The sequence below is a fragment of the Streptomyces sp. AA4 genome, from assembly GCF_000158875.1.
Lineage (GTDB): Bacteria > Actinomycetota > Actinomycetes > Mycobacteriales > Pseudonocardiaceae > Amycolatopsis.
The window spans coordinates 133709-151038 of sequence record NZ_GG657748.1; the positions used below are offsets into that span (position 1 = coordinate 133709).

Consider the following 17330-nt stretch of genomic DNA (forward strand, 5'->3'; position numbering starts at 1 on the left):
TGGGGCCCAGCACCTGCGCGGGCCAGGGCTCCGGGGGCACGGTCGCGGGCGAGGGCGCGGGCAGGCGTCCCGGCCACGGCGCGTCGGGGTCGCCGTCGTCGTCGGGGAGATCGCCCCAGGGCACCAGGCGGACCTGTTCGGCGGGTCCGCGGCCGCCGCCCAGGACCGCGGTGAACACCGCGTCGGGGCCGAGGAGGCCCTGCACGCGGCCGATCGCGCGCGCGGCGCGGTCGTCGGCGTCCGGCACGACGCCCGCGGCGGGCAGGCTCAGCTGCAGCGCGCCCCCGGACACGGTCTCCGCCGGTTCGAGCACCAGCCCGACGATGCCGGAGGAGGGCCGGTCGTCCTCGCGGCGGCGCAGCCAGCCCTCGCACTGCCACCGCACCCGGTCCGTAATTCCCGAGGCGGTGAGGGGTTCGGAAGCGCGCCAGGTGCGGCTGTGTTCTTCTCCGGTCTCAGTCGTGGCGTGGATGGCGAGCTGGGTACAGGCCAGGCTGCGGTCGGCGAGGCGCACGTGCAGCTCGCTGCCCGCCGCTCGCGCGGCGAACGCGATCGCGTCGATCCGGTCGAGCGGGTCGTCCTGGAACGTCCGCCGTACCGTCAGTTCCGGCGGCGGCGTGCGCCGCGTCGGCGGACGTTGCGACAGGCCGCGCGCGAGCCGGTGTGCGAGGATGGCGTCCCGGGGGAATCGGCCCGCGACGTCGCGTTCGGCCAGCGCGGCGAAATCGCCGAGAGTCCAGAGTCCGAGCCGGTGCAGCAGGCTGACCAGCCCAGTGCGGTCGGTACCGGGCTGGCTGAGTTCCGTCAGCGGCAGAGGCTCGAGGAACGCGCGGGTGCCGCCGGGTTCGACGACGCGGCCGAGTCGCGCGGCGATGGTCGCGGCGAACAGTCCGTCCGCGATCCCGACTTGGCTTTCGACGCCCGCGAGCGCGGCGACCTGGTCGACGAGCTGCTCGGCCAACGCCGTCTCCGAGCCCGCGTACCGGGCGGGGCCCGCGACCGGGAGCGCGATCAGCCCGGGGCGGACGATCTCCAGGCCCGCGGCGACCGTTTCGACCGCGCTCGCGACAGCCTCGAAATGCCGGGCGTCGCGGTCGGGATCGTGCCCGAACACGGCCAAGGTCGGGCATCGGGACTGGGCTTCGCGCCGCCGCATCCCGCGGGACACGCCGTCGGCCCGTGCGCGGGCCGAGCAGGCGACCACCCGGCTGCCGTGGAACACCGCGGCCGCGGCGGTGACCGGAAGCCCCGCGGCCGCGACCGCCGCCACGACGGGCCAGTCCGGGCACCACAGCGCCAGCAGGCGCGGCGCGGCTGCATTATTCACCGGAGGCAACACTTTCTCCCGGTGCCGCAGCCTTGCGGAAGCGGCCTGCGCGCGCGGCGCTGCTCACCCGGGAAGCCGATGAGGCGGACCAGCCGGGGCGGTACGATCGGGACAGCGCAGGGCCGCCGCGCTGGGGGCGGGGACTCCGATGCTCGGGCGGCCGAGGAGCGGATGTCGTGGCCGCGCTGTCGTCAAACGGGATATGGCTGTGTGTGCTGGTCGTTGCCGGTGTCGTGGTGGTGTTCGCGCTGGCCGGCTCCGTGGCCGCCGCGGTGCTGGCGAAGATTGCGCGCTCGCCGCAGCGGCAGGTCGCCCTCCGGGTTCGCGTCCGCGCGGCTGCCTGGCTGCGGATCGAGATCGAGGCGGAAACCCCCCCGGACGGCGCCGTGCGCGCGTCGCCGGAGCGGTCGTGACGACCTGATCGGCGTCGGCGCGCGGCGGCGGGGATCGAGCCTCGAGCGACACAGCCTGCGGCGTCCGGGGATGTCCGGGGGTTCGTGCCCGGCGGGCCAGGGTTCACGGCGCGACCACCGTCATCGCCGGGCGGGCGGCTTGTGCCGGCGCCGTGCTCGCGGCTGCGATCGTTCCGCCCGCGCCGGGAAGCCGGACGGCCACCGCCGCCTCGGGCGCGCGGCGCCCGTCCCGGCGGATCACCGCTTCGCGATATTCGAACCGTCCGCGTCCGTCGGCGGCCGCACCGTGCCACCGTCCCGGTTCGCAGCGCAGGCCGAGGTCCGCGCCGGGCCACGGCCCGGCCGCGATCAAGACCGCGCCCCGGTTGCGGGCGCGGCGGGAAAACCGCGCCGCAGCCGCAGCGGAAACCGTGCGGCACAGCGCCTCCCCCAGCACGACGATGTCGAGCCCGTCCAGCAGCGCGCCCACCGCGGCGGCCGCGTCGGCGCCCGGGCGCGGCACCAGCACCACCCGTTGCAGCGCCACTCCCAGCTCCGCCGCCGCCACGACCCCCACCGAAGGGCACCCGACAAGCGCGGCCCACGCCCCGTTCGTGGTCGCCTCGGCCAGCAGGGCGAGCAGCAGCGACGTCGACCCGGCCACGGACACGGTCGTGCCGCGCCGGAGCGGCCCCAGCGCGGCGAGCGGGCCAGCCACCGGCAGCGTGCTGCCCTCGGACGCCGCCGACGCGCGCTCGCCGGCCAGCGCGGTCGCGGTGCTGACGCCGGGGATCGACGACAGACGCGCCAGCGCGTCCGCTGCGGCCGTGGTCACCGAACGCCTCCCCTGCTCCTCGACGTGCCGTTGCGCGATCTGTCGGGCGGGGAAGGCCCGGCAGACCCCTCGTGCGCTGCCCGGCCATCGCCCCGACAGGCCGCGGTTCCCGCAGCCGGACAACTCCGCCAGTGCCGATTCCGGCCTGGCGTACGACGGAAAGGTACGACACTCTGACACCGGTTGTCGAACATATGTTCTAGATGTCACCGAGCAGGATGAGCCGGCGCGGGAGCGGCTGCTTGTTGTGACGGATCAAGTTATCTGTCCCCTGATCACGGTTTCTGCCACTGGCGAGTCGTGGTCTTGGTGTCGATGGAACGTTCGCGACGAGGTGCGCCGGGGGCAGGGCGACGAGATCCCGCTGGGGCAGAGTCAAATCGCCCGCGGTCGGCTCCTGCCTCCCGCAGGCCGCCGTGACCGGGCCTCCTGTGCGGGTGGACTGGCGGCAATCGGGATGGTGCATCAGGAAACGGATGCTGACCGCCTTCCGCTCGCCCGTGGCGTTGACGAGAACGACGCGCCCGATGCGAGGCTCGGCCCGCTCGACAGTCCATTCCTGCCCGTCCAGCACCAGCACCTCCCCGGCCCCGAGGTCCACTCCCGGCGTCACCGCGCTTCGCCCGGTGCCATGACGATCAGGGCGCGGTCGCTCAACGGGGCGGCCAGGTCCGTGCCCGGCCGACGATGCCAGAGCAAGTGCAGCAGGAACGCCCGCGCGACCGCCGGAGCCCGGGTCGTCGCGCGAGCTCGCCGAACGCCGCTTCGTCGCGCGGCTCGATCCGCCCGGCTGGACAGACATCGACCAGCCACCGCCCCGACCGGGTCTCGACCACGCACGCATGCGACCAGCGGGTCCGCTCGACCGCGTCCATCGCGCCATGGAAACGCGCCCCGGTGACGCCCCCACCGCAGCGCAGCCACCGGCCCGCCGACACCACCCGGGAAGAGCGGTCCCGCACCTCCACGGCGCACCGGCATCGAGGGCCCCGTCCTCGACCGGGAGCGCGAAGGGCGCTGCCTCGCGGCATCGTTTTCGGTCCCTGCCGGTCCACCAGCCGGTGCGGGCGCGCCGGGCGGCTGGGCCCACACGATGTCGGTGGGGGCAACGCGGAGGACGCACGATGAAGGCGAAGGACCGGTCCGCAGGCGACGATTCTGCCCCAGGCCGACAGGGAACCGCCGCCGCGAGCCAGGCTATTCATTTATGCCATGTGAAATTCTCATGAGAGTTCCGTTCTGAATTGAATGACTTGCTCTGCGATTGCGTGGTTCGGGTGCGCGGTTGTTGTGCGCCTCGTGCCGTCTTGTTCTAATCCGGGAGTTGTTGCGGCGTCTCGGATTCGTCGTCGACCGCGCGGTTCGCTTGGCTTTCCAGGCGGCCGATCGGAGGTGTGCGGTCGTGTTTCCGGGGCCTGCTTAACGTTTGGCGTAGAGCCGTTCAGGCGTTTTGCCGGGGTCGTCGTTCGAATTTTCCGGAGAGGGGATCGGTGTGGCAGGCGGGGGCGCTCCCTGGTTTTTCCGACGCGTCGTCCGGCGCTCTGCCTCGCCCGCCCCGATTCGGTTTCGGCCCCCGCGCGGGATCGACGGAAGGGGATGCGCGGTGAATATGGCGAACGGGTGCACGGGGGCCGGCTCCGTGCGGGGGCGGCGGACGCGGCGGTGCGATTGAGCGCGGCCGATGCGCGGCGTGCGCTCGTGCGCGTGGACGACCTGCCCGAGAGGCTGCCTGAGCGGGTGTTCGTGCTGGCGGTGCCGCCGGAGGGGGATCGTCCCGCCGGTGTCGAGCTGCGGCGCACGGCGCGCAACGAGGTCGCGGTGGTCGCGTACTCCTCGATCCAGCTGCTGGCCGCCGCGTGCGGCAGCGGACAGCCGTGGATCCAGGTGCCCCGCGAGAGGCTGGCCGGGTTCTGCGCGGAGGCGGGGGTCGGCGTGGTCGTGCTCGACGCGGTGGTGGATCCGGTCCCGCGCTATCCCGACGCGCCCGAGGGTCGGGAGCAGCCGCCGCTGGACCTTGTGGATCCGGTCGGCGAGCAGGGCGGCTGCCTGTATGTGCCGTCGCGGCCGGTGCGGGCGGGGCAGCGGGTGGTCGAGCTGGAGCTGCAGCCGGATGCCGCGGGGCGGCTGTTGCTGCTGGCTTACACCTCGCCGGCGCTGCTGGCGGCGGGGTGCGGCGGGTTTCAGCCGTGGGCGGCGGTGCGCGCCGACGCGATCGCCGGCGTCGCGGTGCAGGCCGGCGCGCGCGGGGTGCTGCTGAACCCCGTGCTGGACGAATCGGCCCGGCACGCCGGGCCGGTCCGGGACTGGAATTCGCGATCAGCGGCCGGAGAGGACTAGAGGGATGGGAATGCCGTACGGGGAACGCGACGGCGGCTACAGCTTCACCGCCGGCGCGTTGGAGGGGATCGTCGCCCGGTTGCGCGACGGGGAACAGACGTTGGACGTCGCGACGTCCCGTGCGGCGCGGGGGGTGGACGCGGGTGCGTCGTCGGCGGTGGTCGGGCAGGCGGTGGCCGGGATCGTGAAGATGGGCGTCGCCGCGGCCGGGGCGATGGGCGGGGCGGCCGCGAACGTGCACGCGGCCAGCGGCGCCTACGACGACATCGAGAACAGCCATGCCGGGCAGCTGAAACTCAACGACCGCCAGGACTCCGACCCGGACGCCCGGCGGGAACTGCACGTCCACGGCTGACCACCGCCGAGAAAGGGGAGCCCGGCATGGGGCAGGCACTCAACACCACGGTCAACGGGTCGTCCGGCACCTGCGTCGCGGCCGCGGACTGGCTGCGGACCGTCGCCGACGCCGGACACTGCGCCGCCGGGAGCGTCCGCGACGCCCGCGCCGCGGCCGAGGGCGGCTGGTCCGGGCCGGCCAGCCAGGCGTTCCGCGACTCGGTGAACCAGGTCGACGTCGTGGCCGACGGGATGGGCGAGTGGGCCGCGCGCGTCGAGCGCGGGCTGCGGGATTTCGCGTCCTCGCTGGACGCCGTCGTGGCGCGGATGCAGGAAGCCCTGGCCAAGGCCGCCGCGGGCGGGCTGGAGGTCGACGGGCCGTTCATCGTCGAACCGCTGCCGGTGTCGATGCCGAAACCCGGCACCCCGGTCGAGGTCTGCACCCCGGGCGGCGCGCACCGCGCGATCGGCGTCTACCAGGGCGACATCGCCCAGTACAACGCGGCCGTCGCCGGGTACAACGCGAAAGCGGCCGTCTACAACGACTGCAAAGCCATCGTGGACGCCGCCCGCACCACCGAAGGCAACGCCCACGTCGCCCTCCGCGAAGCGCTCGCACCGCCGCCGGGCGGCCCGGACATCGACGCCTACAAGGTCGGCACCACCACCATCGCCCGCGTCAACGGCTACATCAGCTCCTTCGAGAACCCCCGCGCCGAAGCCCTGCTCAAAGCCCAGCGCGCCGAAGGCAGCGCCCAGTTCTTCGACAACTGGGCCCGAGGCACCCAGATTTCCATGACCGCCGCCGACAAGGAACTGCTCGCCTGGGCCGCGGAGCAGTCGCGCGACAACAAGACCGCCTACCAAACCCGCGCCCAGCAGTTCGGCCAGTACGTCGAGAAAGTCCCCGAGAAGCTGCGCGAGTGGATCGCCAAATACCCCGGCAAGGCGAAGTACCATGCCCTGCCCGACGAGGCAGGCCTCGGTCTCAGGACAGGCCAGAAGCTCCTCAAGGGCATGCCGTACGTCGGCAGCGGGCTGACGATCGCGACCGAGATCGTCAATGCGGCGACTGGCGAGCAGACCTGGGGCAAGGCGGCGGCGGACGCCACCGGCCTCATCGTCGGCGGGTCACTCGGCGCCGCGGCGGCCGGCGCAGCGGCCGGAGCTGTCGCGGGCGCGCCGCTCACCCCCGTCGGGTCGTTTATCGTGGGGACAGCAGGCGGCATCGCCGGAGCCATCGGCGGACAAGCCGTCGTCGATTGGCTGGTACCCGAATGACCGAAGACGCGCGCCACCCTGAGGCGGCCGAGCCGCTCTGGGAGCCGCTGGCATGGCTCGACGCCCTGCCCCCTCGCCCCGACCCCGAGACCGGAGAGCCGTTCCCTCCTCACGGGCTTAGCTACTTCCGCCGCGAACCCCGCCTCTCGCGCTACGACGATCCGACACGGGAAACGAAACTGTCGCGCCGGCCTGCTCCGCCCCCCGGATACGGGCCGGTGCTGGCCTGGCACCGGGAAAGCCGCGGAGGCAAGATCATGACCGTGGTCGTCGGTTTCGTCATGACCGTGGCGCTGGCAGCAGGCGTTTCCCTGTTCAAAGGAATGGGTCTCGACGCGTTGACGTACTGGCAGATATGGGTGTTCGTCGCCGTATTCACCTTCCTGACCACAAGCCCATTCACCCACATCACCTACGCGGCCGGAGCCGACTGGCTGGTGGTGGAGTTCTCCCGGTGGGGCAAGAAGAAACGAGCCTGGGTCGACCTGTACGCGCTGACGAAGATCGACGCGTCCTACGGCGGCACGACGTTCCACCTGTGGCTCTACAACAAAAAGGGCGGCTTCTCCCGCAGCACCGAGGAACTGCAGCGCGACCGCCGCATCTGGGACCTGGTCTACAACGGGATCCTGCACTCCGTCGCCAACGGCGCCCACGTCACCAGCCAGGCCATCGGCATCCTGCGACTGAACGAAACCCCGGCGCTGCGGCTCCGCGCCACAGCGAAACCCGACTCAACCGACGACCGGCGCAAGCACAGCGGAAACTCGTGAACGGCCGGCCGACCGTCTCGGCCGAAAGAGATCACGCGTCCGTCTCGCATGGATGGCGGGGGCTGCGGGGCGTTCGACCGGGACGGCTCGGCGGCCGGGGTCGACATCTGCATTTCCGTCCGAGCACCGCATCTTGCACAGTCCGGCGGCCCCTGCCTGCGGGCCCGGCTGGACGCGGCCCGCGCGACGTGTCCTACGCGGTCAGTCTGATGCGGTATTCCTGCGATTCCAGCAGCGCCACCGATTGCTGGAACAGGTTGTCGGAACCGGTCTCGACGGGGCGGAAGCTGAACTCGAGCAACACCGCGATCGCGGGTTCGAGGTCCGTCGCCGGCTGTGCGGCGCCCGACGAGGTCCATTGCGGCGCGATCGACGCGAGTCCGGTATCGGTGAGGCCGATCTGCTGCTCCCGGTAGGTGAACGGGTAGAGAATCCGCTGCTCTGCGGTGGCCCGGACGATGTTGAGCCCGGCGCCCTCGTGCCGGGCCGGGAGATCGCATGCCACGGCGACGTCCTGGGTTTCCCAGGCGACGACGATCTCGTCGGCGCGAGCGGCCGCGGCGAAGCCTGACATCTCCGCGATGCCGGTGCGGGCGTCCTCGCCCCGGCGGACGGGGCGCAGCTGGATGTAACCCAGCAGTTTCCCGTCGGCGAACGCGTGCAGCTGCGGCTTGAGCACGAACCCCGCTCGCAGCGTCTCGACGTGCCCGGCCTTGATCCCGCTGACGATGGTCCGCCACAGGCGCTTCTCCACCAGTACTCCCCCCGGCTGTCTCCCGCCGAGTCTATGCCGCCGGCACCTGCCCGCGCCCGGTTCTGGGGGAGCCATCCGTCGCCGGCGTTGGTACCTCGTGCGCGCCTGCCGTTCACGGCCCGCCGCCGGCGCTATGGTGGATGTGCGGTTCCGTGACGGAGCGGACTGCGCCCGATTCCTCGGACGGGTGGGGGGCTCATGCTGGACGTCAGTCGCCGCGATGACGTGATGTGGCTGGTGGCCACGTACGACGTTCTGGTCGGGCAGCCGGAATCGGCCGAGCGGAACGAAGACCTGGCGAAGGTGCAGCGGTGGCTGTGCCGGGTGACGGGAATGAACAGCCTCAGCGCCGCAGTGGACGCCGCCCGGCGCCTCACCCGGCACCAGGTGTCGTTCATCGCCCCGGTCCAGCTGCCTCCACCGCCGGGCGCAGGGCGTCAGGTCGTTCCTCCTCCGCGCGGGGAGAGCCCGCCGCTGCAGCCGCGTTCTCCCGGACGGCGCCGCCGCGTACCGGAGCCGCGCGAGGACGACCGCCCGGCGGTCCCGGGGCGGCGACGGCATCCGGAGCCGTCGGGGGTGGTGCCGCGGTTAGATGACGAGACCGCGTTCCGGGCCGAAGCGCTGCTCAAGGAGTTCGACTCCTGGCACCGCCGCCGCAGGACGCTCACCGCAGGACAGCAGCGCAAGGTCGACACGCTGCGCGACACGATCCTGGACCTGACCGGGTTCGCCACGATCGGTGCCGCCCGCGCTGCGGTCCAGGGCTACATCAAACGCCGCGACGGCGCTCGCCATTTCGTTCCCACCAAGGGTTATGCCCAGGACGACGGCGGCCCGCCGCGCCCGCTGCCCCCGGTCCAGATCGTCCGCGGCGGCGCACCCGGCTCCGGAGGACGCCGCTGAGACGCTTCCGAAGGCCGCGGCGCTTCCGGCCGCCGCGCACAACGCCGCGTCGAGCAAGGTCTGCGTGCCCTGGACGTTGGTCCGCGTGGTGGGCCAAGTTGTCGGGATGTCCGGCATAGGTCAGCGCGTCCAGCACCGTCACCTGCGCGACGTCCGGGGCGCGAAGCAGCTGGGTTGCGAGGTGCGAGCCGATGAACCCGGCTCCTCCGGTGACGAGCCCCCGTCCGGGCGGACGCGGAATCATGGGCAAGCTCCTTTTGCTCGACGAGGTCCGGGGGAACGCGCTGCCGCCCGGGCGGCACAAGCGCCGCGCGGCGAAGCCGTCTGTGCACAGGCACGAATCAGGCGTGGCGCCGGCCAACCCGACCGGTCCCAGGGCGGGCTGGCGAATCCGTTGCGGGGGTCGAGGAGTTCGCGAGATCGGCAAGGCATCCACGACCCGACGGTGCCGTCACCGTGGCGAGCAGGTCGACGCCACGGAGACGTCCGGCCGCCGCGAGACTTGCCGAACCCGCCCGTGGCGGAATCGTGACGCCTCTCCGCAGGCTGCACGGTAACGCCGGGAGCGGCGGCCGCGACCTGAGGGAGGCAGCAGCGGGCAGTGGAAGGGCGTGGTGGCCGACGTGAAAGTGCGGTCTTCTCGAGCGAGGCGGTTGGCGGTCGCGGCGACGCCGGTGATGGGGTGTGCCGTCTGCGGGCTCCTCGCGATCAGCGCCTCGGTCCGGTCTTTCACCTGGTTCGGCGTGGTCGTCATCGCCTTGGCCGGACTGGGCGTCGCGATGTCCGCCTCCTTGTTCCGCATGCAGCTGCGCACCGAGCGGCGCATGACGGCCGGGATGGTGCAGAAGTACGGGCAGCTGCGGAGAGTCCTCGCCGAGATCGGGGACGACCACGCTCCCCTCGTCGCCCGGGAGGACAATGTGGTCATTCTGCCTGCCGGGCCGAGCCCCGCCGGATTCATGCGGTTCGACCGCGACGAAATCGCGCCGATGGCCCGGGACCGGCGCGCCGAGATCACCCTCGTGTGCGAGGAGTTCCACCTGCACGACGCACAGCCCCTGGTGACGCATCGGCTGTCGGCGGTCGCGGCCGGCGGCGATTCCGCCTCGCCCGGGCTGACGCAGGATTCGCTGCTGCGCACGCCGCGTGACTGGTGGCGCGGCTGGAAGACGGTCCGCGCGCTCAACAAATCCGGCGTCGACGTGCCGTCCGAGCAGGAACTCGACGACCTCATCCGGCAGATCCGATCTGCCTTCTGACCCGCTCGTTCGAGCCAGCGCGGATTCCTAGCTTCCTTCGCCAGCGGTGTCGACGGCCGCCGGTCGTTCCTTGGCTTCAGCCAGCCGGCACTCTTCGATGTCGCCGTCCTCGCCGAGAGTGAGCCGAAGGTCAGATCCGCGTCGTAGTACTCCCAGACGTTCACGCAGTGCTTGTTCCAGTCGGAGTCCTGCACGTCCAGCCAGTGCCTCCGCGCCGCGGCTGCGGGTTCTCCCCGGCGAGCTCGTGCGCCGCCGCGCGGTCACCACGACGCGGGGAGCGACCCGTTCGCACACGATGAGCGGGACTGCGGCACTGTAAGGAGAGCACCGGGTACGACGGCCCGGATCACTTCGCCCGGTGGAGACGCTTCTCTGTGAACAGTCAGCAGCCCGCAGGGAGCCCTGCCGGGACTTTCCGCGTGATCGTCACCGGTGGCGGCACAGGCGGCCACACCTACCCTGCACTGACCGCCGTTCGCGCCCTGCGTTCCCGGATCGAAGCCGACGACCGAGCCCTGGACGTGCTGTGGATCGGCAAAGACGGCGGGCTCGAACAGCGCGTCGCGGAATCCGCGGGGTTTCGGTTCGCCGCGGTCGCCACCGGCAAGATCCGGCGCGCGTCCAACCCGCTCAAAATGATCACGGCGGCAAACCTCAAAGACATGGGCCGCGTTCCGCTGGGCATAGCGCAGGCGCGCAGCCTCGTGGCGGGTTTCCGGCCGCACGTCGTGCTGGCCACCGGCGGCTACGTGGCCGTGCCGGTGGGCCTCGCCGCACGCATCTGCGGCCGCCCGCTGGTCGTGCACGAGCAGACCGTGCGGCTGGGGCTGACCAACAAGCTGCTGGCCCGGGCCGCGACCTGCGTGGCCGTGTCGTCGGAATCCACGCTCGAGCTCCTGCCGTCCGGTGTCCGCGCGGTGGTGACCGGCAACCCGGTCCGGCCGGAACTGCTGCACGGCAGCGCCGACCGGGCGGTTGAAGCGCCGGGTCTGCGCGGGTTCGCGCCGGACCTGCCCACGGTGTACGTGACGGGCGGGGCCCAGGGGTCCCGGCAGATCAACCAGCTGGTCTGCCGGAGCGCGCCGTGGCTGCTCGAGCAGGCGAACCTCGTCCACCAGTGCGGGAAGGGAAACGCCGCGCAGCTGCAAAGCGAGTACGCACGGCAGCCGGCCGAACTCGTCGCGCGCTGCTTCGTCACGGAGTTCGTCGGTGACGAACTCGCCGACGTGCTCGCCCTCTCCGATCTGGTGGTCGCCCGCAGCGGCGCGGGAACCATCGCGGAGCTGACCGCGCTGGGCAAACCGTCGGTGCTGATCCCGCTCGCCTCCTCGGCGGGCAACGAACAACTCCACAACGCGCGGAATCTCCACGACGCCGGAGCCGCCGTCGCGCTGACCGGCGCGGTGTCCGAGGACGCCCTCCGCGCTGCGATGACGCCGCTGCTGACCGAACGCGACCGCCGTCTGACGATGGCGGCACGGGCCCGCAAACTGGGCAGGCCCGACGCGGCCCAGCGATTGGTCGACGCGATGCTGGAGGCGGCCGCCCGCAGGTAACGGGAACCTGCTGTCCGCGACTTTCGCCCGCGCGAACCTGCTCAGCCACCGCTTCTCGGTCGAGCACCTGCTGGATGAACCCGCCGCCGCCCTGCAACACACCCGCGCCGCCGCCATGACGTCCAGCAACTTCGTCGCTTCCGGTTGTATGCCCCACAGCGCGCGGATGAGCTTCTCCCTCGGCTGGATCGCCCCGGCGTTGCGCACGAGCACTTCGAGGACTCGGAATTCCTGTCGGGATCGGTCAGCGGTGCCCCAGCTCGTCAGATCCAGCGAGAAGCGACAGCTGCGGCCTACAGCCGTTAGGCGGCGAAGTCGAGATCTCCGCGGGCGAACACGCGGGCCCGCCCCTTCCTCCAAGGTGTCACAGGCGTTGCCACGAGCGGCAAGTCCGCGAAACGCGAACCCTTCGTCTCCGAGCCTTGCAACCGATCATGTGGTCGGCATGCCTGCATGGCCGAGCCGAGGAACCCATCGGGTACCGGGCGGGGACCGAGCGGGTACCGAGCACGGACAAGCTGGCAGTTGTCGGCCGATCTTCGCTGTGGTCGGTGACCGCCTCCAAGGAAACCGTTCGGGAGGGGAGGCACCGGTCGGGGCCGGCAAATCCAGACACTCCGAGAATTGGGGATTCAATGCTGAATATTTCCGTGCTTGCGCGTCGGGCCATGACCGCCCTGGGGGTCGTGGCGATCGCCGGGGCCACTGCCGCGGTCGGCGACGCGTGTGCCGCGAACGCCGCCACCGCGGTGCAGACCCGTCCGGATCGGGTCGTCACCGCCGTGAACGCGTCAGAGGCGCACGCCGACTCCAGTTCCGCAACCCAGACTGCTCACGTCATTAGGCCCAACGCCACCAGCCGCGATTGCGGCCTCCGCATGGAGGTGCATTTCACCGATGGCACGGCCATATGTTGGTCCGGCCGTGGCAGCGTAAACGTCGATTACCGGGGCGTGGACTGGGTCGAAACCGGCAACCAGTGGGTGGCGCTGGTCTACAATGGCGGCACCTACCAGCCGGGGATGCCGCCTGGGACCTTTTGGAACCAGGGCAGCTGGATTAACCGGATCGACCTCAATACGTGACGATGCCCGCTCTGCGCAGGCGCACGTCGCGTTCGTCGGTGAGATTGCGTGGCTGATCGCTTCTTCGAAGGGTCGATTGCAGACTGACGACACCTGATTTACGTTCGCCTGCGTCGTTCGGCATGCAGATCAAGGACCCGAACGGGAACATCGTGAATCGTCGCTCATGGTCTGACGGTGTTTGGCAAAGTGTGCAATACCCTGCGGACAGGTACGTCATCCGCGGACGACGGTGCGGTTTCAGCAACGCCGACGGCGGCCCGTACACCGGCACGGGAACCGACGTGCACACCGGACAGTGCCCATGCGCGGCGCCGAACGACTGGCGCTGGGGGCGGAGCAGCCTGGCTGCTCCGCCCCCAGTCGTGAGGCCGGTGGACTCGGCCATCGCGGCGATCTCGAAGGTGCACGCCTGCGCCGGCACGGCCGCGTACAGCTGAGTCAGCAGGGTGCTATCGCGGCCGGTCTTCCCGTCGGCATGTGTGAGCGTTCGGAGAACCGGGTCCGCCGGTCGACCTCGACCAAATGCCGCGCGACCGGCGACACGCGATTGTCGCCGTGATGCGCGGGGACCGTGCGGCTGGCACCTGAACCGGGAACTGCCATGGTGCAATTGATTGTCTGCACCCGCAGACACGCGACAGGGATACGGCGACATCGAGCAAGCTCGCGGTGATGCTCGCCCGCCGCCGCGCGGCACGAGCCCCTCGACCAAGCCCGGCCGGCCGCAAAGAAACGCGGTCAGCATGCCGTCGTGTCCTTCGCGGCATGTGGTTCTGGTCGTCCTTCGGCACACCGGTACCCGACCGTTCCCGGCGGGCTGCTGGGGCTCAGGAGGCGGGCAGATGCTCGTCCAGCCGCGCGCGGAGGTCGTCGGCGTCGGGGTGGTGCAGATCGTCGAGGATCAGCAGTGCTCGCCGCCAGGAACGGCGCGCGGCCTGGGTGTCGCCCGCGGCCTGGCGGGTGTCGCCGAGGCGGATGAGGGTGTTGGCCTGCGGATGACGAGCGCCCGCTTTCTGATACAGGTCCAGTGCGGAGCGGTAGCAGGCGACGGCTATCTGGTGCTCGCCGAGGCGGTGATGGATGCAGCCGAGGCTGTCCCAGGTGTCCGCCTCGCCGTGCGTGTTTCCGGCTGTCTGCTGGAGTTCGAGCGATCTGGTGCAGTAGCGCAGCGCTTCGGCGTGGCGACCGAGCTTGGCCAGCATCCAGCCGATCCCGTTCAGCGCGTCGGCCTGGCCTGCCCGGTGTCCGGCCGCTCCGAACAGCTCGTAGGCGACCCTGTCGCGCTCGATCGCCTCCTGGTAGTCGCCCTGCAAGTACGCCACGATGCCGAGGGTGGTGTGGCTGCGTGCCTGGCCGAGGGGGTCGCCGAGCGACTCGTCCAGGGCGAGCGCGCGGACCGCGGCGGCCTTCGCGTCCCGATAGCGGGCGAGTCGGACGTAGGCCCGGCCGAGTTCGCGCAGAGACCGGGCCTGCCCTTCCGGGTCGCCCGCGCGTTCGGCTGCGGCGATCGCGACGAGCTGGACGGCGACCGTCTGGGTCCAATGTCCGGCGCGGATGCAGAAATCGGCCACGCTGCAGGCGAACTGCCAGGCGTGCGCGTCGAAACCGGCGTCGACGGCGCAGTCGACGACGCCGGGAAACACCGGTCGTTCAGCGGCGAACCACTGCCATGCCCGCGCGTCGTTCGCGAGTTCGGCGACCTCGGCGCCGTGTCGGGGCGCGGCCGGGGACAGCCGGTCGGCGAACGGGTTGAGCAGCAGCGCGGCGGTGTGCGCGGTGTGGAGGTAGTGATCGAACATCCGGTGCAGAGCAGCGTGGCGCGCCTGCTCGGTCTCGTCTTCGCGCGCCGTTTGCGCCGAGTACGCGCGCAGCAGGTCGTGGCAGGCGAACCGGCCGGTGCCGGTTTCTGCGAGCAGCTGTGCTCTGCCCAACTCGGACAAGGCCGACCGAGCCTGATCGAGTCCGTTTCCGGCGAGGCTGGCGGCCGCCGGTACCGAGACCTCCGGGCCGGGATGCAGGCTCAGCAGCCGGAACATCCGTGCCGCAGCGGCGCTCAGCGTCCGGTACGACCAGGAGAACACGGCGCTCAGGTCGACGCAGGCATCGCCGACGTCCATGCTCCGCAAGCGATCGCGGGACTCGCGCAACTGGGCGACCAGTTCGGTCAGCGACAAGGTCGCGGCGAGGACCGCCCGTGCCGCGACGATGCTCAAAGCCAGCGGGAGACGCGCGGACAACTCGATCAGCTCGCCGACCGCTCGCGGTTCGGCGGCCAGGCACTCCGGGCCCAGCCTGCCGGCCAGCAGGCCGCGGGCTTCGGCAGCGGTCATCAAATCCACGGACACGGCACACGCACGCTCGCTGACGATCAGGCCGCCGAGCCGGTCACGACTGGTGACGACGGTCAGGCACCGGGCCGAGCCCGGAAGCAGCGGCCGGACCTGACCGGCGTCGCGGGCATTGTCCAGCACCACGAGCATCCGGCGACCGGCCAGCTGGGACCGGTAGAGCGCCGACCGGTCGGCGAGACCGGCAGGGATCCGCTCGGCGGGCACCCCGAGCGCGCCGAGGAAACTTCCGATCGCGTCGGCGGGCGCGACCGGCTCGCCGCTGGGATCGAAGCCTCGCAGGTTGATGTAGAGCTGACCGTCGGGAAACCGGTCCGCGATCTGGTGCGACCAGTGCACGGCAAGCGCCGTCTTCCCCACGCCCGCAGTGCCGCTGATCACCGCGACTGCGAGACTTTCCTGCCTGTCCAGCAACCCGGTGAGTTCCTTGAGCTGGGCCGTCCGGCCGGTGAAACCCGGCACTGCGCCCGGCAGCTGCCGCGGCACCGGGGCCGCGACCGGGCGGGCGGCTGCCGGGGCTGACGCCGGAGGCGAGATCGGTGCGGCGCGGGCGGCGTCGTTGCGCAGGATCGCCACGTGCAGTTGCTGCAGTTCCGGCCCGGGTGACAGCGCGAGATCATCGGCCAGCCGGTCGCGGGTGCGCCGGTAGACCTCCAGCGCTTCGGCGGTGCGCCCCGACCGGTGCAGGGCCGACATGAGCTGCCCCACCATCCGTTCCCGCAGCGGATGCTCGGCGACCAATGCGGTCAACTCCGCCACCAGACCCGCGTGCCCACCGGCGGCCAGCTCCCAGCCGACCGCCTCTTCGAGCGCGGCAACGCGGCCTTCCTCCAGCCGCCTCGCCTGCGCCGCAAGGCACGGAGTGACTCCGCTCAGCGCCGGGCCTCGCCACAACCGGAGCGCCGCCCGCACCTCTCTGGCCGCACCCGCCGGATCGGTGCCCGACAACTGTCGGGCTCCAGCCACCGAGACGTCGAAAACGCCGACGTCGACCTGCTCCGGCTCGACGGCGAGAAGGTAATCGCCCGACTTCGTGGCAATCGCCCCGCCGAGCGCGCCACGCAGCCGGGACACCAGCTTGATCACCTGGCGGCGCGCCGTGGGAGGCGGCTCCTCGTCCCAGACCAGGTCGACGAGAGCGCTGACCGACACCGCACGCCCCGGACTCAGCGCCAGCGCAGCCAGCACCGACAGCTGATGCCGACTGGAAATCGCCAGCTGCTCAGGCCCGCGCCACACCTCCACCGGCCCCAGCAGCCGAAACTCCAAACGATCGGCCACGCCCAACGGTCCCCCTCGTCGCACCCCGGTCCCCGCGCCCGCGCCGGCGAACCGGACGGGCTCCCTCTACTCTGCACCGGAACCGGCAACCAGCAGGAGCAGCCAGCCGGAGGCCAGATACGAGTCCGTCCGGGCGAATCCTGCGACGCATGAGCAATGACCAACGGTCGACGGCACACGCACCTGCTTCTTCCTCTGCGTCCGGCAACGACGCCGAAACGGGCCGGATCCGGCCATGCCCCCGGGGCGGCGCGATCGCCGGGCTGATGCGTCAAATCTCCAATCACCGGCTGCGGATTCGGCAAACGCAGATCGAACCCGGGCGAATGTTGCCTGACGCGACGTCAGAGAACGAATTGATGGACAAGTCCTGCGATTTCGTGCACCAGCACGGCCAACGCGACGATGCGCGCCGTTGCTTTCGCCGCCGCCCCGCGGGCCCGGCGACGCCACACGCTGCACCAGCAATTCTGGGTTTGGCCCACAGGAACTCCTTTTCCTCGAAATGCTCCGGCAATTGCGCACGCGGCGAGCCGACGGACAGAATCGTGAGTGAAACGCAACCGCCGATGCGGTGTGCGGTGGCTCGCTGTACGCATAAATCTACGAGCTGCAGGCCGAGCGCGATAGTGACACCGCGGACATGGGGGTGACATCCCGCATGTCACTGCCGTCGCCGCCGATCGGGAGCTGCGGAACCACTGGCCGATCGTGCACTGACCCGGGCACCTGGTGCGCCGGGCGACGAGCGCTTGCCGGCGGCTTCGCACTGGTGACCGCGTACCACGTCGGCGGTGCGGAGAACGTGGCCGGGACTGACCCAGGCCCGCCCCTGCGCCGTCGAACTACTCCTCGATGCG

Annotated in this window: 14 protein-coding genes and 2 pseudogenes; 9 read left to right on the plus strand and 7 right to left on the minus strand. The window is 71.3% G+C overall.

All coding sequences use genetic code 11. The features are described 5' to 3' along the window. A partial coding sequence (locus tag SSMG_RS40915) for a DNA polymerase Y family protein (protein ID WP_050788555.1) occupies window positions 1-1327 on the minus strand: 1327 nt, incomplete at its 3' end. A 176-nt stretch (window positions 1328-1503) separates the two neighbouring features. On the opposite strand from SSMG_RS40915, the gene SSMG_RS40920 reads away from it, so the two are divergent. Then, window positions 1504-1740 carry a hypothetical protein gene (locus SSMG_RS40920; protein WP_037719219.1) on the plus strand — a complete coding sequence of 79 codons (237 nt, stop codon included), beginning with the start codon at window positions 1504-1506 and terminating at the stop codon, window positions 1738-1740. A 103-nt stretch (window positions 1741-1843) separates the two neighbouring features. On the opposite strand, the gene SSMG_RS40925 is transcribed toward SSMG_RS40920, so the two are convergent. Further along, window positions 1844-2554 (minus strand): hypothetical protein, encoded by a 711-nt coding sequence (locus SSMG_RS40925; protein ID WP_037719221.1) that lies wholly within the window; start codon window positions 2552-2554, stop codon window positions 1844-1846. Window positions 2555-2753: 199 nt separating this feature from the next. After that, entirely contained in the window at window positions 2754-3128 is a 375-nt protein-coding gene (locus SSMG_RS40930; protein ID WP_158688153.1) for a hypothetical protein, read from the minus strand. Between the two features lie 1088 nt (window positions 3129-4216). Between SSMG_RS40930 and SSMG_RS40935 the strand changes: the two genes are divergently transcribed. Genes SSMG_RS40935 through SSMG_RS42840 form a run of 4 tightly spaced genes read left to right on the plus strand, consistent with a single transcriptional unit; the run spans window position 4217 to window position 7281 of the window. After that, window positions 4217-4891 (plus strand): SAV_915 family protein, encoded by a 675-nt coding sequence (locus SSMG_RS40935; protein ID WP_159396492.1) that lies wholly within the window; start codon window positions 4217-4219, stop codon window positions 4889-4891. Between the two features lie 4 nt (window positions 4892-4895). After that, window positions 4896-5246, plus strand: a complete 351-nt coding sequence (locus SSMG_RS40940) for a hypothetical protein (RefSeq protein ID WP_009086242.1) — start codon at window positions 4896-4898, stop codon at window positions 5244-5246. Window positions 5247-5272: 26 nt separating this feature from the next. Continuing rightward, window positions 5273-6508 carry a hypothetical protein gene (locus tag SSMG_RS40945; protein WP_009086244.1) on the plus strand — a complete coding sequence of 412 codons (1236 nt, stop codon included), beginning with the start codon at window positions 5273-5275 and terminating at the stop codon, window positions 6506-6508. Then, window positions 6505-7281 (plus strand): hypothetical protein, encoded by a 777-nt coding sequence (locus SSMG_RS42840; RefSeq protein ID WP_009086245.1) that lies wholly within the window; start codon window positions 6505-6507, stop codon window positions 7279-7281. Before SSMG_RS40945 ends, SSMG_RS42840 begins: the two co-directional genes overlap by 4 nt. A gap of 193 nt (window positions 7282-7474) precedes the next feature. Here SSMG_RS42840 and SSMG_RS40955 read toward each other — a convergent pair whose 3' ends face one another. After that, complete coding sequence (locus SSMG_RS40955; protein WP_050788557.1) at window positions 7475-8035, minus strand: hypothetical protein; 561 nt, start codon at window positions 8033-8035, stop codon at window positions 7475-7477. Between the two features lie 198 nt (window positions 8036-8233). Between SSMG_RS40955 and SSMG_RS47855 the strand changes: the two genes are divergently transcribed. Further along, the gene (locus SSMG_RS47855; RefSeq protein ID WP_009086249.1) at window positions 8234-8938 is read left to right on the plus strand and encodes a hypothetical protein; all 705 of its coding nucleotides are present in this window, start codon (window positions 8234-8236) and stop codon (window positions 8936-8938) included. Window positions 8939-9011: 73 nt separating this feature from the next. Here the strand turns inward: SSMG_RS47855 and SSMG_RS47860 are convergent. After that, window positions 9012-9182 (minus strand): annotated as a pseudogene (locus SSMG_RS47860) (NAD-dependent epimerase/dehydratase family protein); the annotation flags it as partial. Window positions 9183-9552: 370 nt separating this feature from the next. Here SSMG_RS47860 and SSMG_RS40965 point away from each other — a divergent pair. Beyond that, the gene (locus SSMG_RS40965) at window positions 9553-10197 is read left to right on the plus strand and encodes a hypothetical protein (RefSeq protein WP_158688155.1); all 645 of its coding nucleotides are present in this window, start codon (window positions 9553-9555) and stop codon (window positions 10195-10197) included. A gap of 419 nt (window positions 10198-10616) precedes the next feature. Next, entirely contained in the window at window positions 10617-11753 is a 1137-nt protein-coding gene (locus SSMG_RS40970) for a glycosyltransferase (protein WP_286157110.1), read from the plus strand. A gap of 129 nt (window positions 11754-11882) precedes the next feature. Here SSMG_RS40970 and SSMG_RS47865 read toward each other — a convergent pair. After that, window positions 11883-12113: pseudogene (locus SSMG_RS47865) on the minus strand (helix-turn-helix domain-containing protein); the annotation flags it as partial. Window positions 12114-12421: 308 nt separating this feature from the next. Between SSMG_RS47865 and SSMG_RS40975 the strand changes: the two are divergent. Further along, window positions 12422-12838 carry a beta/gamma crystallin domain-containing protein gene (locus SSMG_RS40975; protein WP_286157111.1) on the plus strand — a complete coding sequence of 139 codons (417 nt, stop codon included), beginning with the start codon at window positions 12422-12424 and terminating at the stop codon, window positions 12836-12838. An 830-nt stretch (window positions 12839-13668) separates the two neighbouring features. Here the strand turns inward: SSMG_RS40975 and SSMG_RS40985 are convergent. Continuing rightward, window positions 13669-16470: a BTAD domain-containing putative transcriptional regulator gene (locus SSMG_RS40985; RefSeq protein ID WP_199786465.1), complete on the minus strand. Its 2802-nt coding sequence runs from the start codon at window positions 16468-16470 to the stop codon at window positions 13669-13671. Between the last annotated feature and the right edge of the window lie 860 nt (window positions 16471-17330).

What these genes read in the sequence shown, in the direction of transcription:
- SSMG_RS40940 (WP_009086242.1), top strand. Translation starts at nt 4,896, where the DNA reads ATGGGAATGCCGTACGGGGAACGCGACGGCGGCTACAGCTTCACCGCC.
- SSMG_RS40945 (WP_009086244.1), top strand. Translation starts at nt 5,273, where the DNA reads ATGGGGCAGGCACTCAACACCACGGTCAACGGGTCGTCCGGCACCTGC.
- SSMG_RS42840 (WP_009086245.1), top strand. Translation starts at nt 6,505, where the DNA reads ATGACCGAAGACGCGCGCCACCCTGAGGCGGCCGAGCCGCTCTGGGAG.
- SSMG_RS47855 (WP_009086249.1), top strand. Translation starts at nt 8,234, where the DNA reads ATGCTGGACGTCAGTCGCCGCGATGACGTGATGTGGCTGGTGGCCACG.
- SSMG_RS40975 (WP_286157111.1), top strand. Translation starts at nt 12,422, where the DNA reads ATGACCGCCCTGGGGGTCGTGGCGATCGCCGGGGCCACTGCCGCGGTC.